Source organism: Sphingobium cyanobacteriorum (assembly GCF_030580935.1).
GTDB classification, from domain to species: domain Bacteria; phylum Pseudomonadota; class Alphaproteobacteria; order Sphingomonadales; family Sphingomonadaceae; genus Sphingobium; species Sphingobium cyanobacteriorum.
Map to the genome: position 1 here is coordinate 518,575 of NZ_JAUQOM010000001.1, position 20,597 is coordinate 539,171.

Annotated in this window: 23 protein-coding genes; 9 read left to right on the plus strand and 14 right to left on the minus strand. The window is 66.6% G+C overall.

The features are described 5' to 3' along the window. Positions 1-77 precede the first annotated feature (77 nt). The 5 genes from erpA to Q4610_RS02505 form a co-directional block, all read right to left on the minus strand. Entirely contained in the window at positions 78-404 is a 327-nt protein-coding gene (gene erpA, locus Q4610_RS02485) for an iron-sulfur cluster insertion protein ErpA (RefSeq protein WP_304534425.1), read from the minus strand. 86 nt (positions 405-490) lie between these two features. After that, on the minus strand, positions 491-1,219 hold the full coding sequence (locus Q4610_RS02490) for a M23 family metallopeptidase (protein WP_304534426.1): 729 nt from the start codon (positions 1,217-1,219) through the stop codon (positions 491-493). Between the two features lie 106 nt (positions 1,220-1,325). Next, positions 1,326-2,135 carry a ferritin-like domain-containing protein gene (locus Q4610_RS02495; protein WP_304534427.1) on the minus strand — a complete coding sequence of 270 codons (810 nt, stop codon included), beginning with the start codon at positions 2,133-2,135 and terminating at the stop codon, positions 1,326-1,328. Further along, entirely contained in the window at positions 2,132-2,593 is a 462-nt protein-coding gene (bcp, locus tag Q4610_RS02500; protein ID WP_304534428.1) for a thioredoxin-dependent thiol peroxidase, read from the minus strand. Before bcp ends, Q4610_RS02495 begins: the two co-directional genes overlap by 4 nt. Further along, positions 2,593-5,280 carry a bifunctional [glutamine synthetase] adenylyltransferase/[glutamine synthetase]-adenylyl-L-tyrosine phosphorylase gene (locus Q4610_RS02505; RefSeq protein WP_304534429.1) on the minus strand — a complete coding sequence of 896 codons (2,688 nt, stop codon included), beginning with the start codon at positions 5,278-5,280 and terminating at the stop codon, positions 2,593-2,595. Before Q4610_RS02505 ends, bcp begins: the two co-directional genes overlap by 1 nt. Before the next feature lie 105 nt (positions 5,281-5,385). Between Q4610_RS02505 and Q4610_RS02510 the strand changes: the two genes are divergently transcribed. Both Q4610_RS02510 and Q4610_RS02515 read left to right on the plus strand, forming a co-directional pair. Continuing rightward, entirely contained in the window at positions 5,386-5,568 is a 183-nt protein-coding gene (locus Q4610_RS02510) for a hypothetical protein (protein ID WP_336622851.1), read from the plus strand. Positions 5,569-5,650: 82 nt separating this feature from the next. Next, positions 5,651-5,983, plus strand: a complete 333-nt coding sequence (locus tag Q4610_RS02515; RefSeq protein WP_304534430.1) for a hypothetical protein — start codon at positions 5,651-5,653, stop codon at positions 5,981-5,983. Between the two features lie 3 nt (positions 5,984-5,986). On the opposite strand, the gene ypfJ is transcribed toward Q4610_RS02515, so the two are convergent. Then, the gene (gene ypfJ / locus Q4610_RS02520) at positions 5,987-6,862 is read right to left on the minus strand and encodes a KPN_02809 family neutral zinc metallopeptidase (RefSeq protein ID WP_304534431.1); all 876 of its coding nucleotides are present in this window, start codon (positions 6,860-6,862) and stop codon (positions 5,987-5,989) included. Between the two features lie 143 nt (positions 6,863-7,005). On the opposite strand from ypfJ, the gene Q4610_RS02525 reads away from it, so the two are divergent. Both Q4610_RS02525 and Q4610_RS02530 read left to right on the plus strand, forming a co-directional pair. Continuing rightward, on the plus strand, positions 7,006-8,193 hold the full coding sequence (locus Q4610_RS02525; protein WP_304534432.1) for a patatin-like phospholipase family protein: 1,188 nt from the start codon (positions 7,006-7,008) through the stop codon (positions 8,191-8,193). Then, positions 8,190-8,981, plus strand: a complete 792-nt coding sequence (locus tag Q4610_RS02530) for a 3-hydroxybutyrate dehydrogenase (protein WP_304534433.1) — start codon at positions 8,190-8,192, stop codon at positions 8,979-8,981. The genes Q4610_RS02525 and Q4610_RS02530 overlap by 4 nt, the downstream gene beginning before the upstream one ends. A gap of 45 nt (positions 8,982-9,026) precedes the next feature. On the opposite strand, the gene Q4610_RS02535 is transcribed toward Q4610_RS02530, so the two are convergent. The 3 genes from Q4610_RS02535 to Q4610_RS02545 are packed head-to-tail and all read right to left on the minus strand — an operon-like array spanning position 9,027 to position 9,732. Further along, the gene (locus tag Q4610_RS02535; protein WP_304534434.1) at positions 9,027-9,308 is read right to left on the minus strand and encodes a hypothetical protein; all 282 of its coding nucleotides are present in this window, start codon (positions 9,306-9,308) and stop codon (positions 9,027-9,029) included. A 2-nt stretch (positions 9,309-9,310) separates the two neighbouring features. Then, positions 9,311-9,439: a hypothetical protein gene (locus tag Q4610_RS02540; protein ID WP_304534435.1), complete on the minus strand. Its 129-nt coding sequence runs from the start codon at positions 9,437-9,439 to the stop codon at positions 9,311-9,313. Between the two features lie 41 nt (positions 9,440-9,480). After that, positions 9,481-9,732 (minus strand): hypothetical protein, encoded by a 252-nt coding sequence (locus Q4610_RS02545; RefSeq protein WP_304534436.1) that lies wholly within the window; start codon positions 9,730-9,732, stop codon positions 9,481-9,483. Between the two features lie 288 nt (positions 9,733-10,020). On the opposite strand from Q4610_RS02545, the gene Q4610_RS02550 reads away from it, so the two are divergent. Next, entirely contained in the window at positions 10,021-11,376 is a 1,356-nt protein-coding gene (locus Q4610_RS02550) for an amidohydrolase (RefSeq protein WP_304534850.1), read from the plus strand. Positions 11,377-11,496: 120 nt separating this feature from the next. On the opposite strand, the gene Q4610_RS02555 is transcribed toward Q4610_RS02550, so the two are convergent. The 5 genes from Q4610_RS02555 to Q4610_RS02575 all read right to left on the minus strand — a co-directional run bounded on the left by Q4610_RS02555 (position 11,497) and on the right by Q4610_RS02575 (position 15,391). After that, on the minus strand, positions 11,497-12,480 hold the full coding sequence (locus tag Q4610_RS02555; RefSeq protein WP_304534437.1) for a nucleotidyltransferase domain-containing protein: 984 nt from the start codon (positions 12,478-12,480) through the stop codon (positions 11,497-11,499). Next, positions 12,477-13,340, minus strand: coding sequence for an HprK-related kinase A (locus Q4610_RS02560; RefSeq protein ID WP_304534438.1), 864 nt, complete (start codon positions 13,338-13,340; stop codon positions 12,477-12,479). The genes Q4610_RS02555 and Q4610_RS02560 overlap by 4 nt, the downstream gene beginning before the upstream one ends. Then, entirely contained in the window at positions 13,337-13,624 is a 288-nt protein-coding gene (locus Q4610_RS02565; protein ID WP_304534439.1) for an HPr-rel-A system PqqD family peptide chaperone, read from the minus strand. The genes Q4610_RS02560 and Q4610_RS02565 overlap by 4 nt, the downstream gene beginning before the upstream one ends. 67 nt (positions 13,625-13,691) lie before the next feature. Next, positions 13,692-14,852 carry a glycosyltransferase gene (locus tag Q4610_RS02570; RefSeq protein WP_304534440.1) on the minus strand — a complete coding sequence of 387 codons (1,161 nt, stop codon included), beginning with the start codon at positions 14,850-14,852 and terminating at the stop codon, positions 13,692-13,694. 101 nt (positions 14,853-14,953) lie between these two features. Further along, on the minus strand, positions 14,954-15,391 hold the full coding sequence (locus tag Q4610_RS02575) for a hypothetical protein (protein WP_304534441.1): 438 nt from the start codon (positions 15,389-15,391) through the stop codon (positions 14,954-14,956). Positions 15,392-15,492: 101 nt separating this feature from the next. Here Q4610_RS02575 and Q4610_RS02580 point away from each other — a divergent pair, with 101 nt between their 5' ends. The 4 genes from Q4610_RS02580 (at position 15,493) to pstA (ending at position 20,593) form a co-directional block, all read left to right on the plus strand. Then, on the plus strand, positions 15,493-16,776 hold the full coding sequence (locus tag Q4610_RS02580) for an ATP-binding protein (RefSeq protein ID WP_304534442.1): 1,284 nt from the start codon (positions 15,493-15,495) through the stop codon (positions 16,774-16,776). 92 nt (positions 16,777-16,868) lie between these two features. After that, positions 16,869-17,933: a substrate-binding domain-containing protein gene (locus tag Q4610_RS02585; protein ID WP_425262525.1), complete on the plus strand. Its 1,065-nt coding sequence runs from the start codon at positions 16,869-16,871 to the stop codon at positions 17,931-17,933. Between the two features lie 12 nt (positions 17,934-17,945). Continuing rightward, positions 17,946-19,340 carry a phosphate ABC transporter permease subunit PstC gene (pstC, locus tag Q4610_RS02590; RefSeq protein WP_304534444.1) on the plus strand — a complete coding sequence of 465 codons (1,395 nt, stop codon included), beginning with the start codon at positions 17,946-17,948 and terminating at the stop codon, positions 19,338-19,340. After that, positions 19,337-20,593: a phosphate ABC transporter permease PstA gene (gene pstA / locus Q4610_RS02595; RefSeq protein ID WP_304534445.1), complete on the plus strand. Its 1,257-nt coding sequence runs from the start codon at positions 19,337-19,339 to the stop codon at positions 20,591-20,593. The genes pstC and pstA overlap by 4 nt, the downstream gene beginning before the upstream one ends. The last annotated feature ends 4 nt before the right edge of the window (positions 20,594-20,597 follow it).

The following is a 20,597-nucleotide window of genomic DNA, read 5'->3' on the forward strand; positions in this document are numbered from 1 at the left end:
GCTTCGATTCCGATCTTGAAGCCCGCCCATAGCATGAAATGCGCGCCCGCGAAGGCGGGAGCACGCCATGGACGCATTCAGACCGAGAAGCTGGTTCCGCAGCCGCAACCGGCGGTGGCGTTGGGGTTTGTTACCTTGAACGCCTGCCCGCCCAGATCGGACACGAAATCGACCGCCGATCCGCGCACCAGGTCCAGGCTGACATCATCGACCACCAGCGTCACGCCGTCGCGCTCGACCGACAGGTCATCCGCCTCGACCGTATCGGCCAGGCCGAAGCGATATTGGAAGCCGGAGCAGCCGCCGCCCTCCACGGCCAGCCGCAGGATCGCAGGCTTGCCCTGCTTGGCGGCGATCGCGGCGACACGCGCGGCGGCGGAGGGGGTAAGATCAATGTCGGCCATGCTGCCTAGATAGGGTCAAGCAAAAGGCCCGGCAAGCGGAGCTGCCGGGCCTTTGCAAAATTCAGGGAAATTCAGCGGAGAAAGGATCAATCGACCGCCTTTTCCTGCGCCTTGGTCGGGCCGCCCATGGCCAGCGGCGGCTTCGTGTTCACAGCGACCAGATAATCGGGGCCGGCGACGAAAGGCAGCGGGTTGATGGCGGCGCCATCGACGCGGACTTCATAATGGAGGTGGCTGCCGGTGGAGCGGCCGGTCGATCCCATCAGGCCGATGATCTGGCCGCGCTTCACATAGCTGTTTTCGGCGACCAGCAGCTTCGACATATGGCCGTAGCGCGTTTCCATGCCGCTGCCATGCGAGATCTGGACCAGATTGCCATAGCCGCTGGCCCATCCGGCGCGGCTGATGATGCCATCGGCGGTGGCGTGGATCGGGGTGCCCACGGGGCCGGGAATGTCGATCCCCTTGTGCATCCGCGCGCTGCGGTTGAACGGGTCGGACCGCACGCCGAAATTGGAGGTCAGGACCAGCTTTTCGACCGGGCGGCCCGACGGGATATAGGCCGCCGTCTTGGCATTGCCGTCAAGGCGCTGGAGGCTGGAGAAAAGATTGGAGAAGCCGACATCGGCCGGGCCGAGCGCGCTGGTGTTAATTTCCGACGCATCGCCATAAGGATCGTCGGTTTCGGCGGCGCCAGCCGGAGCCGCCGCGCACAGGCCGCCGATGATGGCGACGCTTCCGACACTTTTTGCTGCCTTGAGAGCAGACTGGAACCAACGCGACCGACGAGCATTAACCGAATGAAGTACCGACATGCAGACCCCGACTATGTCACCGGAGACTTATATCTCTCGGTGCTTCCCGTGTTATATGTTTGGCGACCTGGATCGCCCCCGCAGAGCGCAGACTGCAAATTGCCGGTCATGTTGCAAGCGCGGCGTAGAATTCTTCCGTCAGACCGGCCTGTCGACGCGCCGAGTCGTTGAACGGCGGCTTAACGCTGCCCCGGAAATGGCGTTTCACCAGCATTTGATAGTGGTTAGCGGATTCGACGCCCAATCGGTTCGTCGCCCAGCCGAACCATGTCGTCCCGGCGGCGACATGCCGGATTTCGTCATCCATTATGCGCCGCAGCATCCGTGCCGTCACCATGTCCCCCACCCCTTCGAACCGCGCCACGGTGGCGGGGGTGATGTCGAGCGCGCGCGCTTCCAGCACCATGGGAACGATGGCCAGCCGGGCGAGCGCGTCGCCCGCCGTCTCGCTCGCCGCCTGCCACAGGCCGTCATGCGCGGGCAATGCGCCATAATGGCTGCCCATCTGCCGCAGCCGCCGGTCGAGCAGGGCGAAATGCATCGCCTCTTCCGCGCCGACCTGCATCCACTGGTCGGTGAAGGCGCGGGGGAATGCACCGCCGAACCGGCCGATCAGGTCAAAGGCCAGATCGATCGCGACACATTCGATATGGGCGAGCGCGTGAAGCATGGCGATGCGCGCCCGTTCCGACCCGATCTTGCCGCGCCGGGGCATCTGGTCGGGCGGCAAAAGTTCGGGCGCATCCGGGCGCGCCGGCCGGTCGGGCATCGCCGTATCGAAGCGATGCGCCAGCCGGCCCAGCCGCCAGCCCCGCGCGACCGCGCGCGCCGCCATCAGCTTGGCATGGGGATCGGGCGTATGCAGCACATGGGCGCAGGCCGCGCCGACGCTGTCGATCGCCACTGGCAGGATCAAAGCGCCTGCACCGCCGCCAGCACCTCCTGCGCATGGCCCTTGACCTTCACCTTGGGCCAGACGCGCAGGATCGTGCCGTCCGCGCCGATCAGGAAGGTCGCGCGTTCGATCCCCATATATTTGCGGCCATAGAGCGATTTTTCGACCCATGTGCCAAAGGCTTCGCAGACATCGCCCGGCTCGTCCGACGCCAGGATGACGGTCAGGCCATATTTTTCCGCGAACTTCTTGAGCTTGGCCGGCTTGTCCTTCGATATGCCGATCACCGGCACGCCGGCGGCGGCATAGGCATCGGCCAGTGCGGTGAAATCCTTCGCCTCGCTGGTGCAGCCGGGCGTGTCCGCCTTGGGATAGAAATAGACGACCAGCGGCTTGCCGCGATAGGATTCGAGCGTGAAGTCGACGCCATCGGCATCCTTGAGCGTCACGGCGGGGATGACGTTACCCTGTTCGAGCATCAATGTTCCTCCTGATAGGGCGCGGCGAGCGCGGCCCAGGCTTGACTGACGCATATCCGGGCCTGCGCATAGCTGGCAAGGAGGGCATCCCAGTCCGCCACGCCGCAGGCGCGCGCGACCAGCGGCCGCGTCGCTTCCGGCGGCTCGGTCGATCCGGGCGAAACGAGCCGCGAGACGACCAGATAGCGGGTGATGAGGTCATGCGCCGGGATCAGCTCGGCGGGCAGATGGCCGGCGGCGACCAGCGCGCCAAGCGCGGTCGCCAGGTCGGGATCGAACGCCATGCGATAATGGAACTGGTTGACGTGGATCAGAAATTCCAGATCGACCAGGCCGCCGGGCACCAGCTTCACATCGAGGTCGCTGGCGGGCGGCTTGTGCCTGGCGATGTCGCCGCGCATCTTGACCGCCTGCCGCGCCAGCTCGTCGAAATCGCGCGGGCGCCGGAGCGTTTCGGTCAGCACCGCGTCGAGCGCGGCGCGCGCCTGTGCCGATCCGAACACCGGCCGGGCGCGGGTCAGGGCCAGATGCTCCCAGGTCCAGGCGTCCTCCCGCTGATATCTGGCGAAACTGTCGAGGCTGACCGCCAGCAGCCCCTGCGCGCCCGACGGGCGCAGGCGGGTGTCGACCTCATAGAGCGGGCCAAAGGCGGTGGCGACCGAGAGCGCGTTGGTGATGCGCTGGGCCAGGCGATTGAAATATTGGGTGGCGCCCAGCGGCTTTGCGCCGTCAGATTCGGTCGAGAAGGCGCCGGTGAACAGATAGACGAGATCGAGGTCGGAGGCGTGGGTCAGCACCCCGCCACCCATGCGGCCCAGCGCCAGGATCAGCAATTCGCCGCCCGGCACCCTGCCATGGACGGCTTCGAATTCCGTGATGGTGCCCGCCGCCAGCGCCTCGATCGCGGCTTCGGCGACACGGCCATAGCCCCGGCCCGCCTCCAGCGGATCGCCGCCGCGAATGATCTGCACCCCCAGCGCGAAACGGCGGTCGCCAACCCGCTGACGCACCCGGTCGAGCAGCGCCTGATAATCCTCGCCCGGCTCCAGCGCGCCAAGCTGCCGCGCCAGTTGCGCGACCGAGGGCGGCGGATCGAAGGCGGTCGCGTCGATCAGCCCGTCGAGCAGTTCGGCCCGGCGGCCGAGCGCATCGGCGAGCGTGGGGGCATGGCTCAATATCTCGGCCAGCAGTTCGACCAGCGCCGGGCGCGCGGCCAGCAGCTTGAAGAAATTGATCGCGCTGGGCAACCGGGCGATCATGTCGTCCAGCCGGTTGAGCGCGCGGCTGGGATCGGGCGCCTTGGCCAGCGCGCGCATCAGGCCGGGCAGCAGCGCCTCCAGCGCTTCGCGGGAGGCGCTGCTGCGCAGCGCGCGGATCGTGCCGGCGCGCCAGCGGGTGATGCGGGCAAGCGGGGTGTCGGCATCGGCAAAGCCCAGGTCGACCAGTTGCGCCTTCAGCCGATCCTCATCCTGCGAGAGCGAGGCGTCCGCCTTTTCCGGGCTGAGCCGGTCATAATTGCGCCCGACCCATTCGACATGGGGGCGCAGCAGGTCGAGCAGCGCCGCCGTGTCGGCCAGGCCATGCAGCCGCGCGACATTGTCGAGGCTGGCCGGCGACTTGGGCAGTTGGTGGGTCTGCTGGTCCTCCACCATCTGGAGCCGGTGCTCGATCGTGCGGAAGAGGATATAGGCGTCGTCCAGCCGCGCCGCGACATCGGCGTCGATCACGTTGGCGGCGGCGAGCGCGCGCAGCGCCTGCCGCGTGTTGCCCGATCGCAAGGATGAATCGCGGCCGCCATGGATGAGCTGGTGGACCTGGGCGAAAAACTCGACCTCGCGGATGCCGCCGCGCCCGCGCTTGAGGTCATAGCCCGGTCCGAAGGCCTGCCCCTGCGCATAATGGTCGCGGATGCGACGCGATATGTCGACGATCGCGTCGATCGCGCCGAAATCGAGGCTGCGCCGCCAGACGAAGGGGCGGATCTGGCGCATGAAATAGTCGCCGAGCGCGATATCCCCGGCGGCGGGGCGCGCCCGGATGAAGGCCGCCTGTTCCCATCCCATCGCGGTCGATTCATAATAGCCGATCGCCGCCTCCACCGGCAGCGCAATCGGCGTGGCCTCCGGCGAGGGGCGCAGGCGCAGGTCGACCCGGAATACATAGCCGTCGCCATCGCGCTGGGCCAGCAATTCGCTCATCCGCCGGCCGATACGGACGGCGGCGTCGGCCACGTCCTCCCGATCGCGGTGCGGCAGGGTCTGCGGATCGTAAAGCAGGATCGGATCGATGTCGGACGAATAATTGAGTTCGCGGCTGCCATGCTTGCCCAGCGCCAGCACGACAAAGCCGCGATGGTCCGCGTCGGGATAACGTTCCTGCATCGCGGCGGCGAGCGCCTCTTCCAGCGCCTGGTCGGCAAAGTCGGACAGGGTGCGCGTCACCCGGTCCATGTCCCATGCCCCCGCCAGGTCGGCCGCCCCGACGGCCAGCGCGATGGCCCCGCGCCGCCGCCGCAGCGATCGGGCGACCCCGTCTTCCGGGCAGCCGGCCGCCTGCGCCGACAGCAGCGCAGCATCGAAATCGCCCGCCGCCAGCCGCTCCGTCACGGCAGGAAAGCGGTCCAGCGCCCGCGCCAGAAAGGGCGAATGCGCGCGGATTCGCGCCTCGGTTTCCGACCAGTCCGTCACATGCCGTCTCCTTGGCGCTCTCCGCTTGTGCCGGGGCGCTATCGCGCGGCGTTGCGGCGAATGCCAGAAACTTTTGTGCCCGACAGCCGTTCAGCGGACATGGACATGCAGCGCAAAAATTCCGGGCGACCGGCCACAGGGCGGGACAGCGGCACTGGCCGCATCGTCACCGTCGGGCTGCCGTCCCCCTATGAAGGGGTCGGCAATGCGCTGCGATCCACCTATGCGCCGGGGCGGGAGACATTGCCCGACGACATGATGCGCCTGCTGGCGAAGCTGGATCGCTGACGCCGCCGGCCGGAAGGCTTTATTTACCCATTTTGGATAGGGTTGGGCGCAATCATCGTCCTAAAAAAAGAAAACGCGCCCTATGATGTACCGCAATTTTGCCATTGGCGTCCTGCTCGCCGCGCCGATCATCGTGATGGCGGTGCAGAGCATCGCGCCCAAGCCGCAGCAGGATACGCAACAGGCGGCCGTTGCTGCGGCCCCGCCGCCGCCCGTGCCGGTGCCGGTCGCGCCCCCTGTGGGGCAGCCGGGCGCGCCCGTTTCGACCGACAGCACCGGCTTTGGCCAGCCAGCGCCCGGCGCGGGGCAACCGATGCTTGCGGCCGATCAAAGCCCGGTCGCGCCGATGGTGGAACCCACGCCGTCCTTTGCCGCCAACGGCGCGCCGACCGGATCGCCCAACTCGGAAAAATAGGCGTCAGATTGCGCCGTTGAACGTGTCGCATTGGGCCGGATCGCCGGTCGACAGCCCCTTGCGCAGCCATTCCATCCGCTGCGCGCTGCTGCCATGGGTGAAGCTTTCGGGCACCGGACGGCGCCCCGCCGCCTTTTGCAGCGTATCGTCGCCGATCGCCTGCGCCGCGCGCATCCCTTCCTCCAGGTCGCCCGCTTCCATCAAATTGGTGTCCCGCGCCGCCCAGACGCCGGCATAACAATCGGCCTGCAATTCCATCTTCACCTGAAGGGCGTTGCCCTCGGCCTCCGGCACGCGCTGCTGCGCCTTGCGAATCCGGTCGGCTTCGCCGGTAATGGTCTGGATATGGTGGCCGACTTCATGCGCGATGATATAGCCGATCGGGAAATCGCCCGGCGCGTTGAACCGGCTTTCCATTTCATTGAAGAAATCGGTGTCGAGATAGATGCGCTGGTCGGCCGGGCAATAGAATGGCCCCATCGCCGATTGCGCCGCGCCGCAGCCCGACTGGCCGTTCTGGCTGTAGAATACCAGGGTGGGCGGCGGATATTCCTGCCCTTGCGCCTTGAAGATGTCGGTCCAGCGCCGCTCGGTCGACCCCAGCACTTTAAGGGACGTGCGCTGCACGGCGGTCAGTTCGGTGCTGGCCGGGCGTTCGGTCTGCACCGGCTGCCCGCCACCACCGCCGACCAGGCTGAGCGGGTTCATGCCCATCACCACCATGATGACCAGCACGACGACGATGCCCCCGCAACCGAAGCGGCTGCCGATCAGCGGCAGCAACATGCCCAGGCCGCCGCCCAGTCCCCCGCCAAAACCGCCACCGCGCCCGTCCTGCACCTCGTAATGGCTGCTTTCCTGTTCGTCGTCGAGCCGCATCGCGCCCTCCCTTTCAAGTCGTTGCTTACGCGATTCACGTTGGACGCGGAACCGCCGGCATGCGCGAAGGTTGCGCAAGGCGATGAATTGTTACGAGACATTAAGTTGGAATGACACGGCCAAAGCCTATATTGCACTGCGACATGGCTGATATCGAACCCCAGAGCACCCGCCCCCCGCGCCGCGCACGGACCCCGCTCCCCCTGCCCCGCGAAGTCGTGCTGCTGCTACAGGGGGGTGGCGCGCTCGGTTCCTTCCAGTCGGGCGTCTATGAACGGCTGGACGAACTGGGCGTCGATGTCAGTTGGGTCGCGGGCATATCCATCGGCGCGGTCAATGCCGCGATCATCGCCGGCAACCCGCCCCACCGGCGCGCCAGCCGGCTCAAGAAATTCTGGTACACCGTGTCGGGCGGCATCCCCAACATGATCCTGCCCGAAATCCATCATATCCGCGAGGCCGCGCATCTGGCCGCGGCGGGCACGGTCGCGACCTTCGGCGTGCCGGGCATGTTCCGCCCGCGCCTCTGGCCCGCGATGCTGATGCCCGAAGGCACGGCCGGCGCGATCAGCTTCTATGACAGCGCGCCGCTCAAGGACACGCTGGATGCCTGCGTCGACTGGGATCTGCTCAATGACGGGCCGGTGCGCCTGTCGGTCGGCGCGGTCGATGTCGAAACCGGCAATTTCGCCTATTGGGACACGCGCGGTCCCGGCGGCAACACGCGGATCGACGCGCGCCACATCATGGCGTCGGGCGCCCTGCCCCCCGGCCTGCCCCCGGTCGAGATCGACGGGCGCTGGTATTGGGATGGCGGCATCGTGTCGAACACGCCGCTCGCCCATGTGCTCGACCATCAGAGCGAGGACATGCTGATCTTTCAGGTCGACCTGTTCCCCGCCGAAGGGCCGATGCCGCGCCAGATGACCGATGTTTATTCGCGCATGAAGGACATTCAGTACAGCAGCCGCACCCGGCAGGTGACGGACCAGTATCTGCGCCTGCGCCGCGAGCATGGCGCGATCAAGGCGCTGCTCGACAAGCTGCCACCGCAGTTGCAGGGCGATGCCGACGCGCAGCGGCTGCGCGACATGCTCGATTGCGGATCGGTCAACATCGTCCATCTGATCTATCGCAGCCGCGCCTGGGAAAGCGGCGCGAAGGATTTCGAATTTTCCCGATCCACCATGCTCGATCATTGGAGCCAGGGGCGCGACGCGGTGGAGGATGTGATGCACAAGGGCGACCTGATCGCCCGCAACATCGTCAACGGCAAGAGCGCGACCTTCGACCTCGACGAACCCGACCATCTCAAGGAGAAAAAGGCATGAGCAAGAGCCTGAGCGGCAAGACCGCGCTTATCACCGGGTCCACATCGGGCATCGGCCTGGCCTATGCCAAGGCGCTGGCCGGGGAAGGCGCTCATGTCGTCATCAACGGCTTCGGCGACGCGGACGCGATCGAGAAGGAACGGGTCGGACTGGAGGCCCTGTCGGGTGGCAAGGCGCTCTACAGCGGCCACGACCTTACCAAGGTCGACCAGATCGAGGCGATGATGCAGGAGGCCGCCGATGCGTTCGGCGGCGTCGACATCCTCATCAACAATGCCGGGATGCAGCATGTCGCCCCGGTCGAGGCATTTCCCCTCGACAAATGGGATCTGATCATCGCGCTGAACCTGAACGCGGCGTTCCACACCACGCGGCTCGCCATCCCCTACATGAAGGACAAGAAGTGGGGGCGGATCATCCAGACCGCATCGGCCCACTCGCTGGTGGCCTCGCCCTTCAAGGCCGCCTATGTCACCGCCAAGCATGGCCTTGCCGGCTTCACCAAGACGGTGGCGCTGGAAGTCGCGACCTTCGGCATCACCGCCAACTGCATCTCGCCCGGCTATGTCTGGACGCCGCTGGTGGAAAACCAGATTCCCGACACGATGAAGGCGCGCGGGATGACGCGCGAGCAGGTGATGAACGACGTGCTGCTGGCCGGGCAGCCGACCAAGCAGTTCGTCACCGCCGAACAGGTGGCGGCGACCGCCCTCTATCTGGTCAGCGATGCCGCCGCGCAGGTGACGGGTGCGAACCTGTCCATCGACGGCGGCTGGACGGCGCAGTAACGGACAGGAAATCCCCGCCGGCCATCATGACCGGCGGGTATCTGGTCAGGCGGTCGTCGGCGTCAGCAGGCGCAGGACCGATTGCAACCCGTCCTCGCTGGTGGTCGCCAGCGCCAGCGGACGGTCGGCCAGGCCATCATGCTGGCTGTTGAGGAACAGGATCGCGTCAGACGCGCCCAGCATCTCGATCGCCATGCGGGTGATCCGCCCCTGCCGCTCGGCCGCATCCGGGGCCAGGCGCACCGCATTGCGCGGGATGAAGCGACGGCCGCCGGGGCTGCGACCGGGTGGCGTGTCGACCGGGCTTTCCGGCGTATCGGCCGCCATGATCAGCTCTTCAACGTCACGATGCCGACCACCGCAGGCTTGGTCGACGGGTTGGACGCATTGGCCTTGGGCGGTTTTTCCGCCTTGGGCTTGCGGGCTTCACGATTTGATTTCTTCTGGCTCTTGGCCATGGTCAGTCCTTCCTGAAAATCGACAATAGGGCAGCGCGTCGTCAGCGCGCGGTTGGTGGCTTTTCCGCCAGGGCTTCATCCTCGGCGCGGAATTCGGCCGCGATCGCCTCATCTTCCGCCAGCAGCGTCCGGGTGGCGCGACGGCGTTCGGCGCCAGCGGCCAGTTCGGCCTCCCGCCCCCAGGCATTGGCGGCCCGCTGCGCGATCTGGCGCGCATTGGGGAGGATTTCGGACACGGCGCGCGCTTGATGCAGAGACTGCTGCGCAAGGCAGAATGTGGATGTCTGGGCCATGGGGCAGGCTCCTTGTAAACGGGGGATGTCGGAACAACGCGACGGAAAAAGGGGCGAGAGCGTCATCGCCCGGCGCGGCCGCGCCGCATCAAGTTGGACGATCAGGGGACGCATGACGCGACCGATCGTTCCTTTCACTTGTGAAATGGTGTGGAACGCAAGGATTTACAAGGGCCATGCCCACGGTCAGCGCGATCGGCGCAGCACCGGGTCCGTCGCGACGATATCCCCCCTTTAACAGTTGTAAAATCGCCCTATGCTCCAGCGCAGCAAGGGAGATATATGCACATGCGCCACGCGCTCACGGCCGTTCTGGCCGCCGTCAGCCTGTCATCCATCGCCAGCGCCCAGACGGCGCCGGCAACCCCCGTTCCGCAGCCCTCCGGGCAGAGCGCGATCGGGGCGGCGATCGCCAGGGATATGGACGGGCTGATGACGCTCTATCGCGACCTGCACGCCAGCCCCGAACTGTCGCTTCAGGAAGTGAACACCGCCGCCAAGCTCGCCAAGCGGCTGAAGGCGCTGAAGTTCGACGTGACCGAGAAGGTCGGCGGCACCGGCGTCGTGGCCGTCATGAAAAACGGCTCCGGCCCCACGCTGCTGATCCGCGCCGACATGGACGGCCTGCCCGTGGTCGAACAGACCGGCCTCGATTTCGCGTCAAAGGTCCGCACCAGGACGCCCGAAGGGGTGGAGACGGGCGTGATGCACGCCTGCGGCCATGACACCCATATGACCGCCTTCATCGCAACGGCCAAGCTGCTGGCCGCGCGCAAGGATCAGTGGAAGGGCACGCTGGTCATGATCCTCCAGCCGGCCGAGGAAGTGGGCAAGGGCGCGCGCGACATGCTGGAGGACGGGCTTTACACCCGCTTCCCGCGCCCGACCCACGCCATCGCCTTCCACGACGCGGCCAATCTGACGGCGGGCGTCATCGGCTACACGCCGGGCTATGCGCTGGCCAATGTCGACAGCGTGGACATTCTCGTCAAGGGCGTCGGCGGCCACGGTGCCTATCCGCAGACGACGAAAGACCCGATCGTGCTGGGCGCGCGGATCGTCACCACGCTGCAAACCCTGATCAGCCGCGAGCAGGAACCGCAAGACCCCGCCGTCGTCACCGTCGGCAGCTTCCAGGCTGGGGCCAAGCACAACATCATCCCGGACGAAGCGAAACTGCTGCTGACCGTGCGCAGCTATTCGGACGAAACCCGCGCCAGGCTGATCGAGGGCATCCGGCGCGTCGCGCGCGGCGAGGCGATGGCGGCGGGGGTGCCGGAGGACAGGATGCCGGTGGTGAGCGTGAAGGATGAATTCACCCCCTCCACCTACAACCCGCCCGCATTCGCCGAACAGATGGCCGGCCTGCTCAAAAGCCATTTCCCCGAAAGCCGGGTGGTCCAGACGCCCGCCGTGATGGGCGGCGAGGATTTCGGCCGCTTCTACCGTGCGGACAAATCGATCAACAGCTTCATCTTCTGGGTCGGCGGCGTCCCGGCGGACAGGATGGCGGCGGCCGCCGCCGGCCAGGCGACCCTGCCCTCGCTCCACAGCCCCTTCTGGGCACCCCAGGCCGACAGGGTGATCGCGACCGCGAGCGAGGCCATGACCGTGCTGGCGCTCGATATCTTGAAGAAGGATTGACGGGCGACGGGCGGCCTCAGATCGTCGTCGATGACGATATTGGTCCGCATGATGTGTATCCTTTACCGCAATCATACACATATAGCGAAGAGGACCGCCCGCAAGGCCAGGGCTGACCGCCTATTGCGGCCGATGCCCCTTGCGCCATTTGGTCCACAGGTGCCGCGCCAGCATCAGCGGCGGCATCCGCAGCCAGTGCGAGCGGAGATAGAAGGCAAAGACCAGCAGCTTGCGCGTTTCCCGCCCCCAGCCGTCGCGGGCGAGCAGGCGCGCGCGCACGATGCGATCCCACACAGTCAGCCGCGCACCATCGCCATAGAGCGCGGCGGCAAGACGCCGCGCCTGCGCGACATGCGCGCCGAGGCCATGATGCGCGGCGCGCGCCTGCAACGCCACGGGATCGGCATCGGGCAACAGGCAATATATGTCCCACAGGTTGCGCAGCCCGCCCTGCAGGTCGCCATCCGCCAGCATGTGCGCGGCGGCGTGGACGATGCGGTCCTCCCCCGACAGAATATATAACCCATCGCTTATGGGAATGGCGGCGGCGATCAGCGCCGCCGCATCCGGGGTCTGGCGCGCGGTCAGCGGCAGGATGGTGTGATGCACGTCGATCAGCCGGTCGCGCTCGACATGGATCATCGGCGGCAGTTCGTGCATCCATTGCCGATAATAGGCGTCGTCATAGGCGTCCTCCTTCACCCATTCCCAGTCCGCCGCGATCAGCGCCTGCTCCACCGCCGGCATGGCCTCACGCGGCACCAGAATGTCGAGATCGCCGATGAAGCGCCCCTGCCCTGCCTTGAGGCCCGCCGCCGCATAGGCCGTGCCCTTGAGCAGGACGACCGGCACGCCCAGCGGCGCCAGCGCCAGCGCGGCGCGGTCCGCCTCCCACAGCGCCTGCTGCGCTTCGCGCGCGGTGTCGCGCCGGGCGTCGTCCAGGATCGGCCGGGCCTGCGCGGGTGCGTCGTCCAGCCTGTAGGCCAGCGTCCCGATCAGCCGCTCCGCCCTGGCCGCCGCGAGCAGGCCGTTCCAGCCCGCCGCATCCAGCCCGGCCGCAACCGCCGGATCGCGCAGCACCCGGACCAGCAGCGCCGCGCTCATGCCAGTTCCTCCCATAATCGCTCGACCATCGCGATCGCCGCCTCGCCCGAAGGAAAGTCGATCGCGCGGGCCGGCACGCCGGTCACGAAACGGGTCAGCCCGGCAAAGGCCGGCTCGCCCAGCGCGACATAATTGGTCGATGCCTGTGTGAGGCGCATGAAGATTTCGCCCTGCCCCACCAATCGCACATCGTCGTCATGGCCAAAGCGCGGGAACAGCAGCAGGGCGGGCATCGCGCCCTGATCCATGCGCGCGACCGCATCGGCGCGCGGGACCATGTGGCGAATGTCGCCCTTGGCCGTGGCGCGCAGCAACGGACCCATGCGGGCGTCACCGACCTGGCCTGCAACCACGTCGATCGCGCGATTCTTCAGGCTGACGAGGCGCGGAAAGGGCAGGATCGCGCCTGTTTCCAGATCGAGCAGCGCGAACTCGTCCCCCATCAACCGCCAGCCGCGCTCGCTCAGCAGGGCGGCCAGGGTCGATTTGCCCGACCCCGATTCGCCGGTCATCACCAGCGCCCGCCCATCCTTCTCCACGCTCGACGCATGAAGCAGCAGGTGCCGCCGCCAGCCGAGCGCCATCTGGAGGTTCATGCCCATCTCCGCCGCCAGCAGGCCGTGGGACAGGCTCATCGGCGCGGCATCGGCCAGCCCATGGTCGCCGGTGATGAAGATGGAAGGGCGGACGAAGCGGCGCATCAGGCTGGTCGGCTGGAGCCGGACGGTGAAGTCGGCGATCGCGCCCGTCATGGCGGGATAGGCGGCATAGAGCCGGCTGAGGTCAGCGATCGGCTGCGGCCAGGCGGACCCGATGCGGAATGTCGCCGGGCCGATGCGCAAGGTGGTCGCGTGCCTCATGCCGGGCGCACCAGCCCCAGCGCCACCAACGCGTCGAGATGGGCGCCGATCTCCGCCAGCGCATCGGCACGCGGGCCAAGGTCGAAATCGCGCGCCAGCCGATCATGCAGGTCGGCCGCGCCCAGCACCGCCCCATCGGCCATCTGCGCCAATATCTCCGGCACCGGGCTGATCACCATATGGGTCTGGCCCGACCGATGATGATAGAGCAGCAGCAGATCGTCGAGCGCCCAGGATGTCACCACATCCTCCATATCCCGGCGATAGGCCTTGATCGCGTTCAATTGCGGCACCCCGTTTTAGCTGTCCCACTCGCTGTATCGCTTAAGACGTAGCCAAGTGCCTAACGCATCAGGACAGGGCTGGCGACGGGTGGTTGTGATGGACGGGTGCATCCACGAGCGATTCGAAGGCGCGCAGATAGCGATCGAGCGCGCGGTCGACGCCATGGTCGCGTACCGCCGCCGCCAACTGCGCGGCCTCCGCGGGCCGGGCAAGGGTCCGCTCGATCGCGCCGGCAAAGGCGGCAATGTCGCCCACCGGCGTCACCGGATGCTGTCCCGCCTCGGCCAGGATCGGGTGCATATTGGGCGTGCTGTCGGTCGCCACCACCTGCGCGCCGCATGCCAGCGCCTCGATCAGGGTGGCGCACAGCCCTTCCCAGCGTGACGGCTGGAGCAACAGGGCGGCCTGCCCCATCAGCGCGGCGAGCCTTTCGGGATCGCCGACATAACCGGCAAAGTCGACCCGGTCGGCAATGCCCAGCACCGCGCACTGCCGCTCCAGATCGGCCTGCAACGGTCCCTGCCCGGCAATGGTCAGCCGCCAGTCGAGATGCGGCAATCGCGCCAGCGCCGCGAGCGCCGTCGCCTGATCCTTCTGGGCGGCCAATCGCCCCACCATCAGCAGGCGATGCGGCGCGCCGGGCGCAGCAGGCCGCCGCGCCGCCCGCGCCTGCTCCATCGCGGCGGTCACGGTCGGCCGGGGCAGCAGGCGCACATCGCCGGACGACGCCAGCAGCGCGCGGTCATGTTCGCCCATGACGATGGTGAGGTCGCACAGCCGCGCGATCGTGCGGAATCTGGCAAGCCGCGCCCACGCGCCCGGCCCCTGCCGGCCGGGGCGCACGATCGGGTTGGAAATGCGGCCGACCGCTCTGGTGTCGCTGCCCAGCGCGGCCAGCGCGACCAGCATGTTGCTCTGGTTGCCGGCGGAATAGAGAATGTCGGGCCGGTGCCGCCGCACCATCGCCGCCAGCACGGGAAAGTGCGTGATCATCGACAGGCGCCGATTGGCCGACGGCGCCGCCACGCGGCGCACCGTCAATCCCGGATCGATCAGATGGGCGGCAGGGCCATCGGTGCGCGCCATCCACAGTTCGACCGGCACCCCCCGCCGCCGCAGATGGTTGGCCAGGAGGATGGCGACGCGATCCAGTCCACCGTCGCCCGGCTCATACAGATAGACAGCCACCGAAAATGCACGCCCCGCCGGGCGGCGATACTGGAACATGCGTTGACCTCGCCTGCGATCCGAACCCTTGCAGGCTCGACGGCGTCAACGCGACAGACCCGTATCCGTTCAAATCGTTACGGATGCGGCCTGGAATGCCATCAGCGCGGCATTTGAAGCGAGGCGTAGCAGGTGAAGCCGCTCGTCCCCCGCTGGAGCCGACGGATATAGTTCAGATAGGCCTGGTTCTGTTCATAGCTGGTGCCGGGCAAAGGCCGTCCACGCATAGCCTGTTTCACCTGTTCGCCCGTGAAACTGCGTCCGGTGCCGGGGAAGGCGCCCTGGGTGCCCGCCGGGACCAGTTGGCCGCTGGGCGCGATATAATTGCCGGCATGACCCTGATCGGGCACGGGAATGGTGCAGTTGAGCACGGAAGCGGCGGTATTGGCGAGCGCCGGGCGAATCGACACGATCGCCGACGCCGCAGCCGCCCCGCCCATCAGCAACTGACGGCGCGACGGGCTGTGCGGCATCGCTGCCTGCGATGTCGCATCCTGACCGGCTTGCGGGCCTGTGTGTTCGGGCGTCAGCTCGCTCATCTTGTCCTTTTCCGCCTATCGCGCTTGCCAAAACGTAAAGATTGCACGCTATTGGATCAGAACAATCGCAGCAAATGCGCGACAAATCCAGCGCGGTAACCATGAATCGACTGACAGCTTCGCAAATCACCGCCTCGCTCGCCATGCTGTTGCTCGGCACCGGCGGCGCCCTGATGCTGGGCGCATCGCCCATCGCCATCGCCCTGCCGATCCTGGCGGGGCTGATCGTTTTGCTGATCTGCGCCGATGGCGTCATCATCAGGCCGGAGCGACCGGCGGCGGCCGAAGCGACCGACCTGCTGGCCCACCCCGATTTCGCCAGCCTGCTGGAAGGGATTTCCGACCCGCTGATGCTGGTGGAAAAAGGACGGATCATGCGCGCCAACCGGGCGGCGCAACGCCTGCTGGGCAGCCATATCGAGGGGGAGGATGCGCGCATCGCCATCCGCCATCCCGCCGCCGCAGAGCGCCTCGCCAGTTCCGCCCCGCTGGCCGAACCGATCATGATCGAACTGGTGGGGCTGGGCGCGCGCGACCAGCGCTGGCAGATGCGGGTCGCGCCGGTCGGCGCGGTGGCGGACATGCGCCGGCTGGTCCATCTGGTCGACCATAGCGGCACCCATGCGGCCGAACGGATGCGGGTCGATTTCGTCGCCAATGCCAGCCACGAACTGCGCACGCCGCTGGCCGGGATATTGGGCTTCATCGAAACGCTGGCCGACCCGGAACTGGGCAAGGATGACGATACCCGCAAGCGGTTCCTGACGATCATGGATCGCGAAGCACGGCGGATGCAGCGGCTGATCGACGACCTCATTTCGCTGAGCCGGATCGAGTCGGAAAAATACCGCCTGCCCGACGCGCGCGTCGACCTGTCCGAACTGACGGCCGAAGTGGTCGGCGTGTTCCGGTCCAGCCATGGCGACCGGGGCCGTGAAGTGGAGATGGAAATCGCGCCGCATCTGCCGGTGGTGCAGGGCGACCGCGCGCAATTGTCGCAGTTGCTCCACAATCTCATCGGCAATTCGGTCAAATATGGCCGTCCGGGCACGCCGATTCAGGTGACTTTGAACGAAGGACCGGGCGGCATGGCCAGGCTGGTCGTCGCGGACGAGGGCGAAGGCATCGGTCCCGATCACCTGCCCCGCCTGACCGAACGATTCTATCGCGTCGATTCGGGTCGCAGCCGGGCGATGGGCGGCACCGGCCTGGGCCTGGCCATCGTCAAACATATTGTCGAGCGGCATCGCGGCCGCTTCGACATTGCCAGCACATTGGGCAAGGGCACGACGATCACCGTCCTGATCCCGCCACCGGCCGAAGAAAGCGCCGGCAGGGTCGACGAAAAAAAACGGCCTTCCGCGCTTTCCGGCACGGTGTCATAAAAAGGAAACCTGACTGTCACAAAGGCGCGATGGTCCGCGACTAGGGCGCTACTCCAAGGGGGGCGGCGACTTGCGAATCGCGGCCTTGGATGATGGAGGTTTCCGTGAAGAAGTTCGCCCTGCTCGCCGCCACGACCGCGAGTGTTTTCAGCCTTGCCGCGTGCGGCGACCAGACCGGCGGTGCCGGTGCGACCCGCGACCAGATCCGCGCGGTCGGCTCGTCCACCGTCTATCCCTTCGCCACGGCGGTTGCTGAACTCTATGTGCAGGGCAATGCCGGCATGAAGTCGCCGATCATCGAATCGACCGGCACCGGCGGCGGCATGAAACTGTTCTGCATGGGCGTCGGTGCCCAGCATCCCGATATCGAAAATGCATCGCGCCGGATCAAGAAGTCCGAATTCGAACAGTGCCAGGCCAATGGTGTCAAGGACATCATCGAAATCCAGGTCGGTGTCGACGGCCTTGCCTTCGCCGAATCCAAAAAGGGACCGGGCCTGAAGCTGACCCCCAAGATCGTCTATGAAGCGCTGGCCGCCAATCCCTATGGCAAGGGCCCGAACAAGGCACAGACCTGGAAGGATGTGGACCCCAGCCTGCCCGCCATCGCGATTTCGGTTTTCGGCCCGCCGTCCACCAGCGGCACCCGCGATTCGCTGTCCGAACTGATCCTGGAAAAGGGCTGCCAGTCGGACGAGGCGATGAAGGCGCTCAAGGAAAAGAATGAGGACGAATATAAGGCGACCTGCACCCGCGTCCGCGAGGACGGCAAATATGTCGATTCGGGCGAAAATGACAATCTGATCGTGCAGAAGCTGGGCGCCAACCCCAACGCGATCGGCGTGTTCGGCTACAGCTTCCTCGAAGAAAACAAGGATACGTTGAAGGACGTCACCATCAACGGCGTCGAGGCGACCTATGAAACCGTGTCGACCGGCAAATATCCCGGCGCGCGTCCGCTCTACATCTATGTGAAGAAAGCGCATATGCAGGCCATTCCGGGCCTCCAGAACTTCCTCAACACCTTCGCCGCCAACTGGAACCCCGATGGCGCGCTGACCAAGCGCGGCATGGTTGCGGCCCCTGAAGATGTGCGCAAGAAGAGCGCCGAAACGGTCAAGTCGCTGACCGTACTCGACGGCTCCGACCTCAAATAAGCGAAAGGCCCCATGACCGGACCTGCCATCCTCCTGCTGCTCGCAGGCCTGGGCGCCATCGCCTGGGTCAGCGCCCGCACCCGCGCGCTACGGTTGCAGACCGTCGCGCGGGCCAGCGGGCGGCGCGACGCCGTTCACTCGCTGCCCGGCTATCATGGCTGGTATGTGGCGTTGTGGACGCTGATCCCGGCCGCGATTTTCCTGGCGGTCTGGGCCAATGTCGCGCCCGGCCTCGTCACCCAGAGCGTGCTGAGCGACCCGGCGGCGCAGAGCCTGCCCGCCGACGCTTTCTCACGCGCGTCCGTGCTCGGCGAAGCGCGCGCGATCGCGACGGGAAGCCAGGCGGGGGCGTTCAACCCGCAGTCGCAGGCCCTGGTCGAGCCCTATCGCACCGCCACGACGAAATATGGCGTGGCCGGCGCAGTGCTGGCGCTGCTGCTGGCCTTTGCCGGCGGGGCCTATGCCTTCACCCGCGTCCGCCCCGATTTCCGGGCGCGCACGCGGGTCGAGCGGCTGGTCATGGGCACGCTGCTGGTCGCATCGCTGATCGCGATCATCACCACGCTGGGCATCGTCGCGTCGCTGTTGTGGGAAAGCTTCCGCTTCTTTTCGATGGTCAATCCCGTCGACTTCCTGTTCGGCCTGAAATGGTCGCCGCAATCGGCCGCCATGGGCTATGGCAATGAGGATGCGTTCGGCGCGGTGCCGCTCTTCTGGGGCACGATCTTCATCGGCGCGATCATCGCCATGGTCGTGGCCATTCCGCTGGGCCTGATGAGCGCCATCTACCTGACCCAATATGCCAGCCCCACGGTGCGCAAATGGATGAAGCCGACGCTGGAGATGCTGGCTGGCGTTCCCACCGTCGTCTATGGCTATTTCGCCGCGCTGACCATTGCCCCGGCGCTCCGCGACTTTGCCGTCGCCATCGGCATCCATGGCGCGTCGTCGGAAAGCGCGCTGGCCGCCGGCCTCGTCATGGGCGTGATGATCATTCCCTTCGTCTCCTCCATGGCCGATGACAGCATCGCCGCCGTGCCGCAATCGATGCGCGACGGCAGCCTGGCGATGGGCGCGACCACCAGCGAGACGATCCGCAAGGTGCTGATCCCCGCCGCGCTGCCCGGCGTGGTCGGCGGCGTGTTGCTGGCCGTCAGCCGCGCCATCGGTGAAACGATGATCGTGGTGATGGCCGCCGGCCTGGCCGCGAACCTGACCGCCAATCCCTTCGCCAGCGTGACGACGGTGACGACCCAGATCGTCCAGTTGCTGACCGGCGACCAGGAATTTGACAGCGCCAAGACGCTGGCCGCCTTTGCGCTGGGCCTGGTGCTGTTCATCGTCACCCTGCTGCTCAACATCGTGGCCCTGCGGGTCGTGAAAAAATATCGCGAGGCTTACGAATGACCGGCGCCAGCGCCCCTGGGCGCAACCCTACCGACTGGAAATCGGATATCATGCGCAAGCGGATCGCCCGGCGTTACGCCGCCGAGCGCCGCTTCAAGGCCGCCGGCCTGTTCGCCGTGCTGCTGAGCGCTGCCTTCCTCGCCTTCCTGCTCATCACCATGATGGGCAATGGCCTGCGCGGTTTCACCCGCACCGAAATCGCCCTGAAGGTCGATTTCCCGGCATCGCCCCTGCTGCTCGATCCGGGCACGATCACGGACGAGGCGCTGAACCAGGCGAACCTGCCGATGGTGACGGGGACGGTCGCGAAAAAGGCGCTGGGCGGGGACGCCGACGCGCTGCTGTCGCCTACCGCCTGGGTCAGCATTCGCGACGCGATCAAGGCCGATCCCGCGATATTGAGCCGCACCGAGACGATCAGCGTCCCAGCGTCCACCGCGATCGATCTGGCCAACAAGAGCGAGGGATCGCCGGAGGCCGAGGCACAGGTCGCGCGCCTGAAGCAACAGGGCGTCCTGTCGACCGGCTTCAACTGGAGCTTCCTGTCGGCCAGCGACGGCACCGATCCGACCCAGGTTGGCATCTGGGGCGCGTTCAAGGGATCGTTGCTGACGATGCTGGTGACGCTGGCCCTGAGCTTTCCGATCGGCGTGGCGACCGCGCTCTATCTGGAGGAATATGCGCGCAAGAACTGGCTGACCGACATCATCGAAGTGTCGATCAACAATCTGGCCGCCGTTCCCTCGATCATCTTCGGCCTGCTTGGCCTGTCGATCTTCCTCAATTTCCTGAGCCTGCCGCGATCGGCGGCGCTGGTCGGCGGCATGACGCTGGCGCTGATGACGATGCCGGTCATCGTCATCGCCGGGCGCAACGCAATCAAGTCGGTGCCGCCAAGCATTCGCGACGCGGCGCTCGGCATCGGCGCTTCGCCGGTGCAGGTGGTGTTCCACCATGTCCTGCCGCTGGCCCTGCCCGGCATCCTGACCGGCACCATCATCGGCATGGCGCGCGCGCTGGGCGAAACCGCGCCGCTGCTGATGATCGGGATGCGCGCCTTCATCGCCACCCCGCCGGGCGGCGTGACCGATCCCGCCACCGTTCTGCCGGTGCAGATATTCCTGTGGTCGGACGAAGTATCCAAGGGCTTCGTCGAAAAGACTTCCGCCGCGATCATCGTTTTGCTGGCCTTCCTGCTCGCGATGAACGGCCTCGCCATCTACCTGCGCAACAAGTTTGAAACACGGTGGTAATGAC

Excerpts from the sequence above, each read along its gene's own strand:
- Q4610_RS02510 (WP_336622851.1), top strand. The coding sequence starts at position 5,386 with ATGCAGCGCAAAAATTCCGGGCGACCGGCCACAGGGCGGGACAGCGGC.
- Q4610_RS02545 (WP_304534436.1), bottom strand. The coding sequence starts at position 9,732 with ATGGCCCAGACATCCACATTCTGCCTTGCGCAGCAGTCTCTGCATCAA.
- bcp (WP_304534428.1), bottom strand. The coding sequence starts at position 2,593 with ATGCTCGAACAGGGTAACGTCATCCCCGCCGTGACGCTCAAGGATGCC.
- ypfJ (WP_304534431.1), bottom strand. The coding sequence starts at position 6,862 with ATGCGGCTCGACGACGAACAGGAAAGCAGCCATTACGAGGTGCAGGAC.
- Q4610_RS02570 (WP_304534440.1), bottom strand. The coding sequence starts at position 14,852 with ATGTTCCAGTATCGCCGCCCGGCGGGGCGTGCATTTTCGGTGGCTGTC.
- Q4610_RS02585 (WP_425262525.1), top strand. The coding sequence starts at position 16,869 with ATGGAGGTTTCCGTGAAGAAGTTCGCCCTGCTCGCCGCCACGACCGCG.
- Q4610_RS02530 (WP_304534433.1), top strand. The coding sequence starts at position 8,190 with ATGAGCAAGAGCCTGAGCGGCAAGACCGCGCTTATCACCGGGTCCACA.
- pstC (WP_304534444.1), top strand. The coding sequence starts at position 17,946 with ATGACCGGACCTGCCATCCTCCTGCTGCTCGCAGGCCTGGGCGCCATC.
- Q4610_RS02555 (WP_304534437.1), bottom strand. The coding sequence starts at position 12,480 with ATGAGCGCGGCGCTGCTGGTCCGGGTGCTGCGCGATCCGGCGGTTGCG.
- Q4610_RS02515 (WP_304534430.1), top strand. The coding sequence starts at position 5,651 with ATGATGTACCGCAATTTTGCCATTGGCGTCCTGCTCGCCGCGCCGATC.
- pstA (WP_304534445.1), top strand. The coding sequence starts at position 19,337 with ATGACCGGCGCCAGCGCCCCTGGGCGCAACCCTACCGACTGGAAATCG.
- Q4610_RS02535 (WP_304534434.1), bottom strand. The coding sequence starts at position 9,308 with ATGGCGGCCGATACGCCGGAAAGCCCGGTCGACACGCCACCCGGTCGC.
- Q4610_RS02490 (WP_304534426.1), bottom strand. The coding sequence starts at position 1,219 with ATGTCGGTACTTCATTCGGTTAATGCTCGTCGGTCGCGTTGGTTCCAG.
- Q4610_RS02580 (WP_304534442.1), top strand. The coding sequence starts at position 15,493 with ATGAATCGACTGACAGCTTCGCAAATCACCGCCTCGCTCGCCATGCTG.
- Q4610_RS02540 (WP_304534435.1), bottom strand. The coding sequence starts at position 9,439 with ATGGCCAAGAGCCAGAAGAAATCAAATCGTGAAGCCCGCAAGCCCAAG.
- Q4610_RS02525 (WP_304534432.1), top strand. The coding sequence starts at position 7,006 with ATGGCTGATATCGAACCCCAGAGCACCCGCCCCCCGCGCCGCGCACGG.
- Q4610_RS02575 (WP_304534441.1), bottom strand. The coding sequence starts at position 15,391 with ATGAGCGAGCTGACGCCCGAACACACAGGCCCGCAAGCCGGTCAGGAT.
- erpA (WP_304534425.1), bottom strand. The coding sequence starts at position 404 with ATGGCCGACATTGATCTTACCCCCTCCGCCGCCGCGCGTGTCGCCGCG.
- Q4610_RS02560 (WP_304534438.1), bottom strand. The coding sequence starts at position 13,340 with ATGAGGCACGCGACCACCTTGCGCATCGGCCCGGCGACATTCCGCATC.
- Q4610_RS02550 (WP_304534850.1), top strand. The coding sequence starts at position 10,021 with ATGCGCCACGCGCTCACGGCCGTTCTGGCCGCCGTCAGCCTGTCATCC.